Below are 17,555 nucleotides of genomic sequence, written 5' to 3'. Positions count from 1 at the left end.
ATAGATATGGATAAAATTGCAATTATTGGGCTAGGTTATGTGGGACTTCCTTTGGCTGTTGAGTTCTCTAAAAAATACTCTGTTGTTGGATTTGATATTTTTCAAATACGTATTGATGAGCTAAAAAGAGGCTATGATAGAACTTTGGAGCTCTTAGAAGTTGATGTTAAAGCATCTATTGCATCTGGAATAGAATTTACAACACGTGTTGAGAGTTTAAAATCGTGTAATATTTTTATTGTCACGGTACCTACTCCAATTGATAAGCATAAACGTCCTGATTTAACGCCTTTGATCAAAGCCAGTGAAACGCTTGGTAAGGTTTTAAAAAAAGATGATATTGTGATTTATGAAAGTACCGTTTATCCTGGCGCAACAGAAGAAGAGTGTGTTCCCGTTTTGGAAAAATTTTCAAATCTTAAATTTAACAAAGATTTTTTCTGTGGGTATTCTCCTGAGCGTATTAATCCTGGAGATAAAACACATACGGTGACAAAAATCTTGAAAGTCACTTCTGGTTCAACACCTCAAATAGCAGAAAAAGTAGATGCATTGTATCGCAGTATTATTAGTGCTGGAACGCATAAAGCATCATCCATTAAGGTAGCAGAAGCTGCAAAAGTCATTGAAAATTCACAGCGTGATATTAATATTGCTTTTGTCAATGAACTTTCTATCATATTTAATCGTTTAGGTATTGATACCCAAGAGGTTTTAGAAGCTGCTGGTACCAAATGGAACTTTTTGCCATTTCGTCCTGGTCTTGTTGGGGGACATTGCATTGGGGTTGATCCTTATTACTTAACCCATAAAGCGCAAGAGGTTGGCTATAACTCAGAGATTATTTTAGCAGGAAGACGTTTGAATGATAATATGGGAACCTATGTTGCTAGTCAAATTATCAAGCTGATGATCAAAAAAGGGCACACAATTGAGGGGTCAAAAGCGTTGGTATTAGGGATTACTTTCAAAGAAAATTGTCCTGATATTCGTAATTCTCGTGTGATTGATGTGATTAAAGAATTAGAAGAGTTTGGTGTCATGATTGATGTGTATGATCCTTGGGCAGATGCTAAAGAGGTCGCACATGAATATGAAAAAGATTTGCTTTCTTCTCTGCCCGATTTTAGTGCCTATGGAGCGATTATTTTAGCAGTAGCACATCAAGAATTTATGGCGATTGATTTACAAAAACAAACGCATCAAGTGATTTATGATATAAAATCGTGCTTACCAAAATCTATTGTTGATGGGAGATTATAGTGAAAATAGCCATCGTTGGAACAGGGTATGTAGGACTTTCAAATGGGATTTTACTGGCACAGCATCATGAGGTTGTAGCTCTTGATATTGTGCCTGAAAAAATTGAGATGATTAACGCTAAAATCTCTCCGATTGAGGATAAAGAAATCGAAGAATATTTAAAAACAAAAGCGTTAAATTTCAAAGGCACTTTAGATAAAGAAGAGGCGTACAGGGATGCTTCGTTTATCATCATTGCAACACCCACAGATTATGATCCTGAGAGTAACTATTTTAACACCAAATCCATTGAAAGTGTTATTAAAGATATTCTTACATGTAATCCTCAATCAACGATGGTGATTAAATCAACCATTCCCGTAGGCTATACTAAAAGCTTGCGTGAGCGTTTTAACACCGATAACATCATCTTCTCCCCTGAATTTTTACGTGAGGGAAAAGCCTTGTTTGATAATTTGCATCCGAGTCGTATTATTGTCGGTGAAAAGAGTGAGCGAGCCCAGCTTTTTGCTTCACTGCTTGAAGAGGGGGCGATTAAGAAGGATATTCCAAAACTCTTTACTGATAGCACCGAAGCTGAAGCGATTAAACTTTTTGCCAATACCTATCTAGCAATGCGTGTGGCATATTTTAACGAGTTGGATTCTTACGCTGCGATTCATGGTTTAGATACCAAGCAGATTATTGAAGGTGTGGGCTTAGACCCTCGTATTGGGCTTCACTACAATAACCCCAGTTTTGGTTATGGTGGGTATTGTCTACCCAAAGATACCAAACAGCTTTTAGCCAATTATGCGAGTGTGCCTTCTAATTTGATTGAGGCGATTGTCAAATCCAATTCAACCCGTAAAGATTTTATTGCCGATGCCATTTTGAAAAGAAATCCAACTCGTGTGGGGATTTATCGTTTGGTGATGAAAGAGGGCAGTGATAACTTTAGAAGTTCTGCCATTCAAGGTATTATGAAACGCATCAAAGCAAAGGGTGTTGAGGTTGTTGTGTATGAGCCAAGCATCAAAGAAGAGAGCTTTTACCACTCTGCTGTAATAAAGAATTTGGATGAATTTAAGGCAACGTGCGATGTGATTATTGCCAATCGTATGAGTCATGAACTTGAAGATGTTCAAAAGAAAGTTTATACCCGTGATATTTTCAATAGTGATAGTTAAGGAATAAAATGAAGATTTTAGTGACAGGAACGGCAGGATTTATTGGTAGTCATTTAGCCAAGAGATTGTTGGAACGAGGTGATGAGGTCATAGGACTTGATAACATCAATGACTACTATGACCAACGTGTCAAATACGGTAGGTTAGAAAGAGCAGGAATTGCACAAGATGTAATTGAGTATAACAAAATAGTACCATCCTCTTTACATGTAAATTATCGTTTTATTAAACTTAACCTTGAAGATAAAGCATCTCTTGAAACGCTTTTTGCTTCTGAAAAATTTGATGCGGTGTGTAATCTTGCCGCACAAGCGGGGGTTCGTTATAGTCTTAGTAATCCTCAAGCCTACATCGATAGCAATATTATTGGATTTATCAATATTTTGGAGTGTTGTAGGCATTATGGTGTGAAAAATCTCAGTTATGCCAGTAGCTCATCGGTCTATGGACTCAATGAAACATTACCGTTTTCAACGGACGATAATGTTGATCATCCCATTAGCTTGTATGCGGCCAGTAAAAAATCAAATGAACTGATGGCACACACGTATAGTCACCTTTTTGGCATAGCAACAACAGGACTTCGTTTCTTTACGGTGTATGGTCCATGGGGACGTCCTGATATGGCACTTTTTTTATTTACCAAAGCAGCACTTGAGGGAAAAAGTATTGATGTGTTTAATAACGGAGAGATGCAGCGTGATTTTACCTATATTGATGATATTGTTGAAGGTGTCATACGTGTGATTGACAATCCTGCAAAAAGTGATGCCTTATGGAATGGAAAAGATGGACGAGCTTCCACTTCGTCTGCCCCGTATAAAGTCTATAATATTGGTAATAACAATCCTGTGAAACTGATGGATTTTATTGAGGCGATTGAGAAAAAATTAGGAAAAAAAATAGAAAAAAACTTTTTGCCACTGCAAGCAGGCGATGTCCCTGCGACCTTTGCGGATGTGAGCGATTTGGTAGAGGATTTGGGATATAAGCCCGCAACACCGATTCAAGAGGGCATTGATACATTTGTGGATTGGTATGTGGAGTTTTATCATTTGTCTCTAAAATAGCCCATTGAAATGAAATTTTCATTGGAAATCAAAGATATTTTAAAAGCGTCTTCTGTCATATTCTTATTTATATTTTTGGTAAAAATCTTTGGGGCATTTAAAGAAATAGTTATAGCTTACAAATTTGGTGTTGGTCCTGTTGTTGATGCATTTTCTTTTGTTTTTGCTATCGTTCAGTGGCCGATTACCATTTTTACTTCTATTATGACTGCTGTCTTAATTCCAATCATTCATAAAATAGCGCGTGAAACTACCAGTGAAAAAGAACTCTTTTATAAAGAAGTTTTTGCTTTAACGATTCTTTTTAGTATTTTTATTTTGATAGTTATCTATTTTACATTTCATTTTTTGATACATTATAATGTTTTTCAACACTCATTATTTCAAATAGTATTTTTAAAGTATTTAATTTTTTACATACCCTTGGGTTTTTTAATTGCTTTATTCTCTGTTATCACAATGGCAAATCAAAAACATATTAATACCTTATTAGAATTGTGCCCATCCTTGGGAGTTATCTTATTGTTAGGATGTTTCGATACGTATATGTCTTTAGTTTATGGCATTTTAGTTGGGAGTTTTATACAGGCTTCAGTATTGGGGGTTTTTTTGTATTTTAAAAAGGAACTCTTTTTACCTCAAATCTCTTGTACATCACCTTACTGGAAGCTGTTTTTTACAGCAAGCGGAATTGTCCTTCTTGGACAATTTTTTATGAGTGGTATTACTTTGATCGATCAATACTTTGCTGCTACATTGGCATCTGGTAGCCTGTCCATTTTAAGCTATAGTGATAAAATATTAGGACTTTTTTTAAGTTTAGCGACTATTGTTATAGGTCGGTCCATTTTGCCTATTTTTTCGAAGATTCATGTGCATAATACGGATATCTTAAAGTTGTTAGTTTTAAAAATTTCTTCTGGATTATTTTTGGTTGGAATAATACTCTCAGTTTTTATCTCACTTTATGCTACGGATATAGTAAAAATAATTTTTGAGCGGGGTGCATTTACTTTTATGGATGTTATGAAAGTTGCCTCTTTTTTAAAACTATCTTCTTATCAAATCCCTTTTTTTTTATCGAGTATTGTTCTTTCCTATTCTATTATTAGTCAGAGGCGTTATTGGGTAATTGCATGGAGTGGTTTTTTTGCTTTTTGTTGTAAGCTATTCTTTATCGTAATTTTTATGAATCATATTTCAGGTTTAGAGCTATTAGCTTACTCAACGACTTTTGTTTATTGTTTTACAAGTATTTATTGTTTGGGTGCAATAATCATCAAAAAGAATTGATCTTTTGATGAAAAGTATCAAAGAGGATTAAGGATGAATCAAAATAAGATTTGGGATTATTTTCAAAATGAAGGTGTTCATAGTTTTGAAGGCAGTAAAAGTAGACTGGCTTTTTTAGTAAAACAGTTTAACCCTTGTGATAAAATTTTAAATATAGGCGTTGGAGGATGTTTCTTTGAGAGAATCGCTTTAGAAAAAAAAATAGATGTTTATTCTCTAGACCCTAATGAAAAAGCAATAAATGTTCTTCAGCAACTTGTAGGAAACTCAAAAGCTAAAGTTGGCTATTCTCAATCTATTCCTTTTGAAAATGATTTTTTTGATGGTGTTGTCATGTCTGAAGTGCTAGAACATTTAAGCGATGAAGTCTTGCATACAACGATCAGTGAAGTTTACAGAGTGTTAAAAGTAAACGGCAGATTTATAGGAACGGTACCTTATTGTGAAAATCTTTTAGAACAAATAGTCGTTTGTCCAGATTGTGGTAAAAAATTTCATCGATGGGGACACTTGCAGAGTTTCAATGAGAGAGGTCTTAAAAAGCTATTAGAACGTAAATTTTTATCTTTACATGTAAAACCAAAAATGTTTATCTCATGGAAGACACTGAATTGGAAAGGAAAAGTAGAAGCTATTTTGAAGTATCTGTTTTTCATGTTGAACGTAAAGAAAAGTGGTTTGAATTTATATTTTGAAGGTCAAAAATGAAATTATTAACATTTATAAAGTTACTCTCTAAGGGGTTACTCTTAAAGGATGAGTGGAGTCGATATTATTTAGCAGAAAAGTTATTTAACGTTATTTATCCAAAAATAAAAATATCAGAATTTGGTAATATTTATTATGAAGATATGGAATTTCAAACGTATTACAGAGATTTTGTAGGAGATAATTTTCACAGTTATGATAGAAAATTTACACTCATGAATTTACTTAAAATTGTAACTCATTTGTCAGGAAATTATGCGGAATGTGGTGTTTTCCAAGGTGCTACTGCTTATTTGATTGCGAACGCTATGCAAAATAATGAAAAGCTCTTTTTATACGATACATTTGAAGGACTCAGTGAACCTTCGCAAGAAGATGGAATATACTGGAGTAAAGGTGATTTGAGTGCAGGGATAGATTTTGTAAAAACTCGTTTAAAGCAATTTAAAACTATAGAGTATAAGCAAGGATTGATTCCTATAAGATTTAAAGAAAATGAAGAGACCCGTTTCAAATTTGTTCATGTTGATGTTGATTTGTATCAACCCACGAAAGATAGCATAGAATTTTTTTACGATCGGTTGGTGAAAGGTGGCCTTTTAATCTGTGATGATTACGGTTTTAAAAGTTGCCCTGGAGCTAAAAAAGCTTTTGATGAAGTGATGCAGACAAAATCTGAAAATATCATTTTTTTACCAACAGGTCAAGCTTTTATCATTAAAGAGTAACGATTGAAAATTCTGTTTGTTATCTCATCTTTATCTCACGGAGGTGCGGAAAGGGTGCTGGTGAATATTGCAAATACTTTATGTTTAAAACATAAAGTAAGCATTGCTACTTTTTCTAATACAGACTCTTTTTATCCACTCGATGAAAAGATTCAACATATGTGTTTAGATTTGCTAAAACCATCTCATACTATTGTTGAGACACTTTATAACAGTTTGAGGCGATTCTTTATTTTATCAAGAGTGATAGAAACCCTTGATCCAGATATAATCATTAGTTTTATGACACATACTAACATCATCGCATTATTGGCTGCTAAATGGACAAAACGTAAAATTATTATTTCTGAGAGAATCACCTATGTTTTTTATTCTTCATGGACTCTTAATTTAATAAGAAAGTTGACGTATCCCTTATGTGATTATCTGATAACTCAAACACACGAAGATGCGAAAAAGTATAGTTTTGTTAAAAATGTTATGATTATTTATAATCCTATTGTTGTATCTTCTGATTCTTTGAGCCATCAAAAAGAAAAGATTATTTTAGCTGTGGGACGATTAGATAAACAAAAGGGGTTTGATAAACTCATCATGGCATATAAACTACTCTCTTCTAAGGATGATTGGGAATTATGGATTGTTGGAGAAGGATGTGAGCGAGATGCGTTGGAAAAGCAAATAAGCGAATCCAATATACAAAATATTAAATTACTAGGAATTCAAAAGAATATTTTTGATTATTATGCTAAGGCTTCTATCTTTGTTTTATCCTCTGAAAAAGAAGGCTTTCCTAATGCTTTGTTAGAAGCAATGTCTTGTGGTTGCGCTTGTATTAGTTTTGATTGTCCTTGTGGGCCTGCTGAAATCATTGAGCATGGGGTAAATGGTATATTGGTTGAAAATCAAAATATAGAGCAGCTAGCAGAGTGGATGCAGGTACTTATGGAGAATGATTCTATGCGTCAAGATGTATCTCAAAAAGCTCTAAAAGTAACAAAGAAATATGCGATAGAGTCTATCATTCAACAATGGGAAGAAATTATTCAAAGAGTTTATTCAAAATGATAAAGCTTGTTTTATCCATTCGCTCTTTAAATTTAGGAGGTGCGGAGCGTCAATTTATAGAGCTTGTTAAGCAGATAGATAAAACAAAATTTGATATTTATGTTTGTACAATGTATGGTGGTATTTTAGAAGATGAAGTCAAAAAAATCCCTGCTATTACGTATATCAATTTAGAAAAAAAAGGACGGTATGATGTATTGTCTTTTTTTATAAGGTATCGTGCTTATTTAGCTTCGATTCATCCAGATGTGATTTATTCTTTTTTGCCAGAGATGAATCTTTTTTCTTTTACATGTAAACCCTTGCATACAAAAATTATCTGGGGTTTTAGGGCTTCAAATATGGATTTTAAACAGTATGGCTTAATGGCAAAATGGCTCTTTTTTCTCCAAAAAATTCTCTCTAAAAGGGTTAATTGTATTATTACAAACTCCTATGCATCACAAAGATTTCATACGCAAGAGGGCTTTATGATGGAACAATCATGTGTTATTCCCAATGGTATTGATACCCAACGTTTTTGTCCCAATGCATTAAAAACAGTGACATGTAAAAAGCAATATGGGGTTGGGCATGGGCAGATTATTGTTGGTTTAGTTGCTCGCATTGATGTAATGAAAGGTCATGAAATTTTTGTAAGAGTTGCGAAAAAACTCTTAGAGGAAAATGAGCGTTTTTGTTTTGTTGCAATAGGAAGTGGAGATGAAGCTATAAAACAAGCATGCCAATCTATCTTAGGTCAAGACCATCAAGCACGCTTTATTTGGTTAGATGCTGTGGAAAATATTGAAGATTATTATGTGGGATTGGATATATGTTGTTCAACCTCTTTATTTGGTGAGGGATTTTCCAATGTTATTGCTGAAGCGATGGGTTGTGAAGTTCCATGTATTGTCACCGATGTTGGGGATAGTAAAATGATTGTAGGGGAATGGGGTATCGTAATTCCTCCTAATGATGAAGAGGCATTGTATGATGCTATACTACAAATGGCTTCTATGGAGAGGGCGCAAATGGCAAAAGAGAGCAGAAAAAGAGTTGAGAATTATTTTAGTCTTTCTGAAATGGCTATGAGAACAGAAAATGTTTTATTGCAGGTGCTTGATAATGCGTGATAGGCTAAAAGTAGCATTTTTTATCTCTTCCTTGGAAGCAGGAGGGGCAGAACGTGTGGTGTCTTTACTGATACCAGAGTTACTTTTGCATTATGATGTGACGCTTATTCTATTTAATAATACAATAAACTATCCCCTTCCTCCTGATGTTCGCATCATTATTTTAGACCAGAGAGCAAAATTTTTAGGGCGCTTTTTGGCTTTACCTTTTTTGGCATGGCACTATAAAAAGAGGTGTCAATCATTGGGTATTGAGATTTCCCTCTCTTTTTTAAATCGACCTAATTATTGTGCTGTTTTAGCGCAATGTATGGGCTTACATGTAAAGATGATTATTTCTGAAAGAGCCATGCCCTTATTGCAACATCAATACGGTCTGAAAGGGTTTGTAAATCGTTTATTGATGCGATGGTTGTATCCTAAAGCGGAGTGTATTATTGTAAACTCTAAAAGAAATGCATGGGTACTTCACAATGCTTTTGGCTTAAAAAATGTCAAGACTATTGTTAATCCCACGACGCTTCAAGCGGATAGCGTTCAAAAACAAAAGATTCCTTTTACGTTTATCACAATAGGGCGTTTGGATGAGGGGAAAAATCATTGCAGTCTTCTTGAAGCAATGGTGCATGTTAATGCGCAGTTGTGGATTATTGGAGAGGGTGTGTTACGAAGCAAACTGGAATACCAGATAGAAAAACTCAACCTTAAGCATAAAGTGAAACTTTTAGGGTATCAAGCAAACCCTGCTCAATGGTTATTGCAAGCTAATGCTTTTGTGTTTAGTTCTTTATATGAGGGATTTCCTAATGTCTTATTAGAAGCTTTATCGTGTGGACTTCCTGTGATTTCTACGGATTGTTTATCGGGTCCTAGGGAGATTTTAGCACCACAAACAGATTACATGTATCAGATGACAAAGGATATTGAAGTGGCAGAATTTGGGATTTTAGTGCCTATCAATGATGCACAAGCGATGCAAAAAGCGATGCAATGTCTTATTGATGATGAGGTCTTATATGCTCATTATTGTTCTCAAGCTTTCAAAAGAGCCCAAGATTTTGCCATAGAGTCCATTGCCAAACAGTGGTGTAATATTTTAGAGGGAAAAATGCCATGTGCGGAATAGTGGGTTTTTGGGGTGGAGATTTCACACAGAGTGATGCACACGTTCTCTTGCAGGCAATGGCATCTCAATTACGTCATCGAGGACCTGATGATGCTGGGGTTTGGTTTGATGCACATTCACAAATTGGTTTAGGGCACCGTAGGCTTTCGATTCTTGATCTCTCTTTGGCAGGGCATCAACCCATGCACTCTCGCTCAAATCGGTATATTTTAGTCTTTAACGGAGAGATTTATAATCATCTTGTATTGAGAGATGAGCTGAATCAAAAGGTTAGCATTGAATGGAATGGGCACAGTGATACCCAAACACTTTTGGAATGTTTTGAGGTATGGGGAATTGAGAAAACCTTGCAAAAAACAGAAGGAATGTTTGCCTTGGCATTGTGGGATAAGCATACACAAACTCTTACCTTAGCACGAGACCGTATGGGTGAAAAGCCACTTTATTATGGGTGGAGTGGAAAGTGTTTTCTCTTCGCCTCAGAGTTAAAAGGGCTCAAGCCTCATCCAAATTTCAATGCAACACTCAATAAAGGAGCTATCGCTCTTTTATTACGTCACAACTATATTCCAACCCCTTATTCTATTTATGAGCATGTAAATAAATTAGAACAAGGTTGTTATTTAACTATTTTTAAAGATGGTGGTGAAATTAAAAAAACGTACTGGTCTTTACAAGAGAGCATTTCTACTGCAAAACAAAAACCTTTTCAAGGGAGTTTTTTAGAAGCCAAAGAGAGTTTAGACTTTGTGTTAAAAAAAAGTATTGGTTCTGAGATGCTTTCTGATGTTCCTTTGGGCGCTTTTCTATCAGGAGGTGTGGATTCGAGTATAGTTGTGTCGTTGATGCAAGCCCAATCTATGCAAAAGATTAAAACGTTTTCCATTGGATTTGAAGAGGAGCGCTTTAATGAAGCGCCTTTTGCTAAAGCCATTGCAGAGCATTTAGGTACAGACCATACAGAGTTGTATGTGTCTAGCAAGGATGCTCTTAATGTAATACCAACCTTAACAACATTATACGATGAACCTTTTGCTGATTCTTCTCAAATCCCTACCTTTTTGGTTGCTCAGTTAGCCAAAACGAAAGTCAGTGTTGCCCTTTCTGGTGATGGAGCGGATGAGCTCTTTGGTGGATACAATCGCTATACCATGACGCATAATCTTTGGAATAAAATCATTAAAATGCCTTTGTTTACTCGTAAAATTGTTGCAAAAGGTTTAGATGTTTTGCCTCTTGAGTTGCTAAATGCTGTTTCCTTGAAATCGTATGCACATTTGGGAGATAAAATGCGTAAGGGAACACAACTTCTTACATGTAAAACGATGGAAGAGCTCTATTTAAAGCTTGTATCGCATGAATTATTTCCTGAGAAGATGCTTCTCAATGTGCAAGAACCAAAAACAGTCTTAAATTCGAAGCAAACACATTTTCATACATTAGGACGTATTGAAACAATGATGGCATACGATGCAATAAGCTATTTGCCTGATGATATTTTAGTTAAGGTGGATCGTGCGGCTATGGCTGTTTCCTTGGAGACGAGGGTACCTTTTTTAAATCACAATGTGGTTGAATTTGCATGGTCTTTACCTTTTGGCATGAAGTTTCATCAAGGGGAGGGAAAATATATTTTAAAAGAGTTACTCTATGACTATGTGCCAAAAAAATTAATCGATAGACCTAAAATGGGTTTTGGTATTCCTTTAGAGCATTGGTTACGTAATGAATTAAAAGAGTGGGCAGAGGAGTTACTTGATGAGCGCCGTTTGAGGGAGGAAGGATTTTTTAATGTTCCTTTAGTTCGAAAACGGTGGCATGAACATCTTACATGTAAGCAAAATTGGGCGTACCATTTGTGGGATATTTTGATGTTTCAAGCATGGTTGGATGCACAGTGAAAACGGTTGCAATCGTTTTAAACACGGCATGGAACATGTACAATTTTAGACTCAATCTTGCACGTGCTCTAAAAAATGAGGGCTATAAGGTGGTGTGTGTAGCACCCTATGATGCTTTGTATACACCACAAATAGAAAAAGAGTTTCCTTTTTATGCCATTCCTTTTGACGCCAAAGGAATAAACCCTTTTGCTGATTTGAAAACCATGTGGCTTTTGTATCGGTTATTTCGAAAACTAAAGCCAGATGTGGTTTTAAATTACACGATTAAACCCAACCTTTATGGTACGTGGGTCGCATCTTTGGTTGGAGCTAAAAGTATTAATAACATTTCAGGACTTGGAACGGTTTTTATTCATCGTTCTTTGCTTACATCTCTTGTGAAATTACTGTATCGGTTCACATTGCACGTTACATGTAAAGTTTTTTTTCAAAATAAAGATGATTTCACTCTGTTTTGTTCTGAAAAACTTGTCAATCCTTTACGTGCAGAGGTTATCTCTGGAAGTGGCGTTGATTTGAAACGTTTTTATCCACAGCTTGCACATAAGCAGCATGAAAAAATTATTTTTTTATTGGTCGCTCGTATGTTAAAAGACAAAGGTATTTATGAATTTATTGAGGCGAGTCAAAAGCTTTATCTTTTAAACTCCGCTATTGAGTGTTGGTTGCTAGGTGCGTGTGATGTTCATAACAAAACAGCAATTTCTAAAGAAGAGATAGAAACCTTGTGTGCTAGGGTTCCTTTACGCTATTTGGGGACGAGTGATTCCGTTGAAGCGGTCATTGGAAAAGCAGATTGTGTGGTATTGCCTAGTTATCGTGAGGGAACGCCTCGCAGTTTATTGGAAGCCGCTGCTATGGCAAAGCCTATTATCACTACCGATGCTGTTGGATGTAAAGACGTTGTTGAGGATGGCATCACAGGGTTTTTATGTCAGCGCAATGATAGCGACGACTTGATGAAAAAAATGGCACAAATGGCTTCTTTATCTAATGAACAAAGAATCCATATGGGGAAAATGGGACACGAAAAAATAAAAAAAGAGTATGATGAGGTTATTGTGATTAAGTGCTATTTAAAGGCTATTAAAGAGCTTTTATTTTATAATTAAGTCTGTTGTAAAATAAAAGGATAGCAATGGCTCTTATCGATATACCTTTAAGTGTTATGCTTTGCTGTGTTTTACTACTCTCCTTTACCCTCAATCTTATTCTTATTCGCTTTCAAAATCGTTTACCGCTATTGGACATTCCAAATGAACGAAGCTCTCATACAAAAATAACACCACGAAGTGGTGGCATTGCTTTATTTGCATCTTTTCTGGTAGGCATCTTTTGCTCAGGTTATATTGATTCTTTGCTTTTTTTGATTCCTGTGAGTTTTGTGTTTTTTGTTGGATTGTACGATGACATGCGACCACTTTCTTCTAAACTCAAACTTTTTTTAACGGCACTTCCCGCGGTAGGTCTTTTTCACATGGGTTTTAGTTTGGAACACTTTGGCACATTTTTTGGCAAAGAGATTGTTTTAAGTTATGGCTTTGCTTTGCTGTTTTTTTCATTTGCAATATCAGGTTTTGTAAGTTCATTGAATTTGATTGATGGTCTTGATGGATTAGCATCAGTTGTTTCTTTAGCAATTTTATTACCCTTTGCTTATATGGGATATAAATACACCGATTTATTTTTATTTTCAATAACATTGATGCTTATGAGCAGTATTTTCGGATTTTTGCTGCTTAATTGGCATCCTTCAAAAATTTTTATGGGTGATAGCGGTAGTATGTTTTTAGGTTTTATGATCGCAATCATTGTTGTTTATGCTATTAAAAAAGAGTACATCACAGCTATTTCAGCACTCTTCTTAGCAGGGGTTCCTATTTTAGACACATTAATCGTGATGCTCCGTCGTTTTTTACAAGGAGTACATCCCTTTAAGGCTGATAAAACGCATATGCATCATCTTATTTTAAACTACCACAAAAGTATTCCTAGAACAGTTTTTATTTTAGGTTTATTACAAATTTTGTTTTCGTATATTGGGTTAGGATTTAAAGTAAGAGATGATATTTTTATTTTTGTATTGTATGCGCTCGTTTTTGTTTTGGTCTATTCGCTTTTGACAATATCAGATAAGGGCTATAAAGAGAATGTATAAGCTTATTAAAGAGTTGTTTTTTTTACTGACATTTGCTCAGCGCAAACAATTTTATCGTTTACAACTTTTAGTCATCTTTATGTCTTTTGCGGAAATTATTGGGGTGGCATCTATATGAAGTTAAGTTATGAAAGAATTAAATATTTTGATATGTTAAGAGGAACTGCAATTATTTTCGTTGTGATAATACACTCATCAAATAAGGGATTTCAATTTTCAAGTGATAGCTTTAATTTTAACTTCACAGTATTAACTAGACAATTAATAAATATAGCTGTTCCTTTATTCCTTGCAATTTCAGGTTATTTTTTAGTTCAAAAAAATATATCCAGATGGGGTGAATACTTTAGTTTTATCAAAAAGCAAATTCCAAAAATATACATCCCTTTTTTATTTTGGTCTAGTGTATTTTTAATATTAGAAGTTTTGATTTTTAATCAATCAATTGCAAGTGAACTATTTAAATTAGTGGTTTTTCAATCGTCCGGACCTTATTATTTCATAGCTCTAATTATTCAATACTATATTTTATTGCCAATACTAAAAAAGCTTGCAAACTTTAGAGGATTGATTATTAGCTTACTTATAAGTTTTGCTGTAGTAGGTATTACATTTTATATTAGAAATTATATGGGCATAAAACTACCACTAATACTTTATGCAGGAAATTTTCCTGTTTTATTAGTATTTTTTGTTCTTGGTTTATATCTTGGGTCAATAAAAAAAATTTCTATAAGCAATAAACTACTTATTACTTTAGTGGTAACTTTTTATATATTATCTTGCCTTGAATCATACTTTTTATTTTCACTTTTTAGAAATGGAGGACTTGCTGCTACGGCTATGAAACCTTCGTCTTTTATGTTTTCATTTTTTTTGATTATCTTACTTTTTAAAAATATTGATTTTTTTAAATCTAGAACACTAGAATATCTAGGAAAAATATCTTTTGGAATATATTTAATACATGTTTTATTATTAAAAATTATCCCCCCCCTTATCGTAAAAATTGTACCATCTCTAATAGAAAATCAACTAGTTTATCAATCCCTATTAGCTTCATCCGTCTTAAGCTTTTGTGTTTTAATCATTTTAATTTCAAGAAAAATTTTTCCAAAAAAGATTATAGAAGTATTAGGTTTTAAATAAATGACCCAGAACTACAAACGAATAGCTAGAAATACAATGTTCCTTTACTTCCGCATGATAATTATCATGGCGGTGAGTTTATACACCACTAGAATAGTTCTGATTACTCTAGGGGTTACTGATTTTGGTATATATAATGTAGTAGCTAGTTTTGTAGTTATGCTCGCATTTTTAAATTCTGCTCTTACCTCCGCCACACAAAGATTTATAACTTTTGAATTAGGTAAGCTTGGAGCCCAAGAGTTACAAAAAGTATTTTCTATTTCCATGATTATTCATATTGGGCTAGCATTAGTTGTTTTTATTTTAGCCGAGATTATAGGTCTTTGGTTTTTAAACAACAAGCTCAATATTCCAGTCGATAGAATAGAGGCAGCTTTTTGGGTGTTTCAATTTGCAGTATTAAGCACTATGGTAAATATCATAAAAGTGCCTTATCATGCAATGGTGATTGCTCATGAAAAGATGAGCTTTTTTGCATATATGAGCATACTAGAAGCACTTTTGAGACTTGCAGCAGTCTATCTTTTGGTAATAATTGTTTTTGATAAGCTGGTTGCTTATGCAGCTTTTACAGCGTTTGTGGTATTGATGATTTTAGGATTTTACTATTTCTATAATAAAAAGTATTACAAGGCAGAAACAACTTTTAGTCTCACATGGGACAAGCCACTTGCAAAAGAGATGCTTTCTTTTAGCGGATGGAGTTTGTTTGGAAGTCTAGCCTGGATGCTTATGAATCATGGCATAAATATCATGCTAAATATTTTTTTTGGTCCAGCAGTGAATTCCGCTAGGGGTATCTCCATGCAAGTAAATATGGCTATTGGCTCACTAATAAATAGTTTTAGAATGGCAGTAGATCCACAGATAGTGAAAATGCATAGTGGTGAAAATAGTGAGGGAATGAAGCATCTCTCACTATTGAGTGCAAGATATACATTTTATTTAGCTTTACTGCTGATCCTTCCTTTGTATTTAGAGATAGAAACAATCTTAAATATTTGGCTTGTAGAGGTGCCAGAATGGACTGTGGAGTTTTGTAAATTGATGTTGATATTTTCACTTATACAAACTTTTGATATGTCATTCGGAACAATATTTAAAGCACTTGGCAACATAAAAGAAAACCAGATATTAGGAGGTGTTACATATTTACTAGTCTTACCAATGGGATATATAAGTTACAAATTTTATGATTTAGAACCAACTGCTATTCTCTATATTCAAATAGTTGCAGTTATAGTAGTGGCTTTTGTTGTAAAAGTATATTTACTTAACAAGCTTACGGATATTTCATTTGATGAATATTGGCATGATTTTTTATTACCTGTATTAAAAGTTATGAGTATTGTAATGGTATTGAGTGATATTATTGTGCTAACAGTAATGAACCCTTTTGTTATAATTATACTTAGTATAATAGGTGTTTTATTGAGTATATATTACTTTGACATGAGTAAATCTATGCGAAATAAAATTCTTATTTATATTACTAATTATGTTGGTAAATAAAATTAAAAGGAAATAAAATGGAAAATAATCAAAAATTTATAGAGTTAATAGCAGGTTGTTTAGAAGATATATCAGTAGAAAGTATTAGTATGGAAACAAACTTAGACGATTTAGAAGGTTTTGATTCCTTGGCTACTTTATCTATGTCAGCAGCTATCAATATTGAATACGGTGTCAACCTATCTGGGTTAGATATAAATGAATGTGAAACTATTGGTGAAGTATTTGATTTGGTACAAAAAGGTTTATAAATGATAGATGTTTTTATAAAAGCTCAAAGCTATTATCTTCCTAAAAAAGTATTAACAAATGAAGAATTGATAAAAGAGTTTCCAAAATGGACAGTTGAAAAAGTTTCAAAAAAAGTTGGTATAAATTCTCGGCATATTGCTGATAAAAATGAAACAGTAGGAGATATGGCATATCAAGCAAGTGAAAAGCTTTTCTCAGAAAATAATATTGATAAGTCAGAAATCGATTTTATTCTGCTATGTACTCAAACACCAGATTATTTTTTACCTACAACAGCATGTACATTGCAATCAAGATTGGGACTATCAACAAGTTGTGGGGCATTAGACTTTAATTTAGGTTGTTCTGGGTATGTTTATGGATTATCATTAGCTAAAGGTTTAATAAACGGGAATATGGCTAAAAATGTTCTACTTATAACTTCTGAAGCCTATAGTAAGCATATGCACAGTAAAGATAAAAAAAATAGAACTATTTTCGGAGATGCAGCAACTGCAACAATAGTTTCTACAACTGGAAACTTAAAAATTGGAAATTTTAGTTTTGGAACAGATGGACGAGGTTCAGAAAATCTAATAGTTAAGACAGGTGCATTTAAATTTCATGATATGATGGATTTTGATGAGAATGAAGCTATAGAAAAAGATCATTTTCCAAATAATTTATATATGAATGGTGCGGAAGTTTTTAAGTTTAGTATGGACACTGTTCCTAAGCTTGTAAAAGATACTCTTGAAAAAAATGCTTTATCAAAAGATGACATCGATCAGTTTATTTTTCATCAAGCAAATAAGTTTATGCTAGACACACTAAAAACAATATCAAAAATTTCAAATGAGAAATTTATATATAGTATAGATGATGTAGGTAATACAGTGTCCTCGACTATTCCGATTGCTTTAAATAGAGCTATAAAAGAAAATAAAGTTAATAAAAAAGATAAGGTCTTACTAGCAGGATTTGGTGTTGGCTATTCGTGGGCTGGTTGTGTATTGGAATGTCAATAATAAAGTCTAAGATTTCAGAGAGGTTGCAAT

At 33.9% G+C, this 17,555-nt stretch carries 16 protein-coding genes; all 16 read left to right on the top strand.

The genetic code is table 11. From position 1 onward, the window contains the following. Positions 1-6: 6 nt before the first annotated feature. The 16 genes from tviB (at position 7) to SULBA_RS09220 (ending at position 17,525) form a co-directional block, all read left to right on the top strand. Positions 7-1,263 (top strand): Vi polysaccharide biosynthesis UDP-N-acetylglucosamine C-6 dehydrogenase TviB, encoded by a 1,257-nt coding sequence (gene tviB, locus SULBA_RS09295; protein ID WP_014770037.1) that lies wholly within the window; start codon positions 7-9, stop codon positions 1,261-1,263. Continuing rightward, positions 1,263-2,432: a nucleotide sugar dehydrogenase gene (locus tag SULBA_RS09290; protein WP_014770036.1), complete on the top strand. Its 1,170-nt coding sequence runs from the start codon at positions 1,263-1,265 to the stop codon at positions 2,430-2,432. Before tviB ends, SULBA_RS09290 begins: the two co-directional genes overlap by 1 nt. An 8-nt stretch (positions 2,433-2,440) precedes the next feature. Continuing rightward, positions 2,441-3,502: an NAD-dependent epimerase gene (locus SULBA_RS09285; protein WP_014770035.1), complete on the top strand. Its 1,062-nt coding sequence runs from the start codon at positions 2,441-2,443 to the stop codon at positions 3,500-3,502. 21 nt (positions 3,503-3,523) lie between these two features. Continuing rightward, positions 3,524-4,795: a lipid II flippase MurJ gene (locus SULBA_RS09280; protein WP_172634077.1), complete on the top strand. Its 1,272-nt coding sequence runs from the start codon at positions 3,524-3,526 to the stop codon at positions 4,793-4,795. A 33-nt stretch (positions 4,796-4,828) separates the two neighbouring features. Continuing rightward, the gene (locus tag SULBA_RS09275) at positions 4,829-5,503 is read left to right on the top strand and encodes a class I SAM-dependent methyltransferase (protein ID WP_014770033.1); all 675 of its coding nucleotides are present in this window, start codon (positions 4,829-4,831) and stop codon (positions 5,501-5,503) included. Next, positions 5,500-6,231: a TylF/MycF/NovP-related O-methyltransferase gene (locus SULBA_RS09270; protein ID WP_014770032.1), complete on the top strand. Its 732-nt coding sequence runs from the start codon at positions 5,500-5,502 to the stop codon at positions 6,229-6,231. Before SULBA_RS09275 ends, SULBA_RS09270 begins: the two co-directional genes overlap by 4 nt. A gap of 3 nt (positions 6,232-6,234) precedes the next feature. Beyond that, the gene (locus SULBA_RS09265; RefSeq protein ID WP_014770031.1) at positions 6,235-7,299 is read left to right on the top strand and encodes a glycosyltransferase family 4 protein; all 1,065 of its coding nucleotides are present in this window, start codon (positions 6,235-6,237) and stop codon (positions 7,297-7,299) included. Further along, positions 7,296-8,414: a glycosyltransferase gene (locus SULBA_RS09260; protein ID WP_014770030.1), complete on the top strand. Its 1,119-nt coding sequence runs from the start codon at positions 7,296-7,298 to the stop codon at positions 8,412-8,414. The genes SULBA_RS09265 and SULBA_RS09260 overlap by 4 nt, the downstream gene beginning before the upstream one ends. Further along, positions 8,407-9,540: a glycosyltransferase gene (locus SULBA_RS09255; protein WP_014770029.1), complete on the top strand. Its 1,134-nt coding sequence runs from the start codon at positions 8,407-8,409 to the stop codon at positions 9,538-9,540. The genes SULBA_RS09260 and SULBA_RS09255 overlap by 8 nt, the downstream gene beginning before the upstream one ends. Further along, positions 9,528-11,441: an asparagine synthase (glutamine-hydrolyzing) gene (gene asnB / locus SULBA_RS09250; protein WP_014770028.1), complete on the top strand. Its 1,914-nt coding sequence runs from the start codon at positions 9,528-9,530 to the stop codon at positions 11,439-11,441. Before SULBA_RS09255 ends, asnB begins: the two co-directional genes overlap by 13 nt. Further along, positions 11,438-12,556: a glycosyltransferase family 4 protein gene (locus tag SULBA_RS09245; protein WP_014770027.1), complete on the top strand. Its 1,119-nt coding sequence runs from the start codon at positions 11,438-11,440 to the stop codon at positions 12,554-12,556. The genes asnB and SULBA_RS09245 overlap by 4 nt, the downstream gene beginning before the upstream one ends. A gap of 26 nt (positions 12,557-12,582) precedes the next feature. After that, on the top strand, positions 12,583-13,602 hold the full coding sequence (locus SULBA_RS09240; RefSeq protein WP_014770026.1) for a glycosyltransferase family 4 protein: 1,020 nt from the start codon (positions 12,583-12,585) through the stop codon (positions 13,600-13,602). A 114-nt stretch (positions 13,603-13,716) separates the two neighbouring features. Then, positions 13,717-14,751, top strand: coding sequence for an acyltransferase (locus SULBA_RS09235; RefSeq protein ID WP_014770024.1), 1,035 nt, complete (start codon positions 13,717-13,719; stop codon positions 14,749-14,751). After that, complete coding sequence (locus SULBA_RS09230; RefSeq protein ID WP_014770023.1) at positions 14,752-16,266, top strand: oligosaccharide flippase family protein; 1,515 nt, start codon at positions 14,752-14,754, stop codon at positions 16,264-16,266. A 17-nt stretch (positions 16,267-16,283) separates the two neighbouring features. Then, positions 16,284-16,517: an acyl carrier protein gene (locus SULBA_RS09225; RefSeq protein ID WP_014770022.1), complete on the top strand. Its 234-nt coding sequence runs from the start codon at positions 16,284-16,286 to the stop codon at positions 16,515-16,517. Next, positions 16,518-17,525, top strand: coding sequence for a ketoacyl-ACP synthase III (locus SULBA_RS09220; RefSeq protein WP_014770021.1), 1,008 nt, complete (start codon positions 16,518-16,520; stop codon positions 17,523-17,525). It abuts the gene before it with no gap. Positions 17,526-17,555: the final 30 nt, after the last annotated feature.

It is taken from the genome of Sulfurospirillum barnesii SES-3 (assembly GCF_000265295.1).
Lineage (GTDB): Bacteria > Campylobacterota > Campylobacteria > Campylobacterales > Sulfurospirillaceae > Sulfurospirillum > Sulfurospirillum barnesii.
The sequence above is the reverse complement of the archived record's forward strand: the minus strand, read 5'-3'. Positions and strand labels throughout refer to the sequence as shown.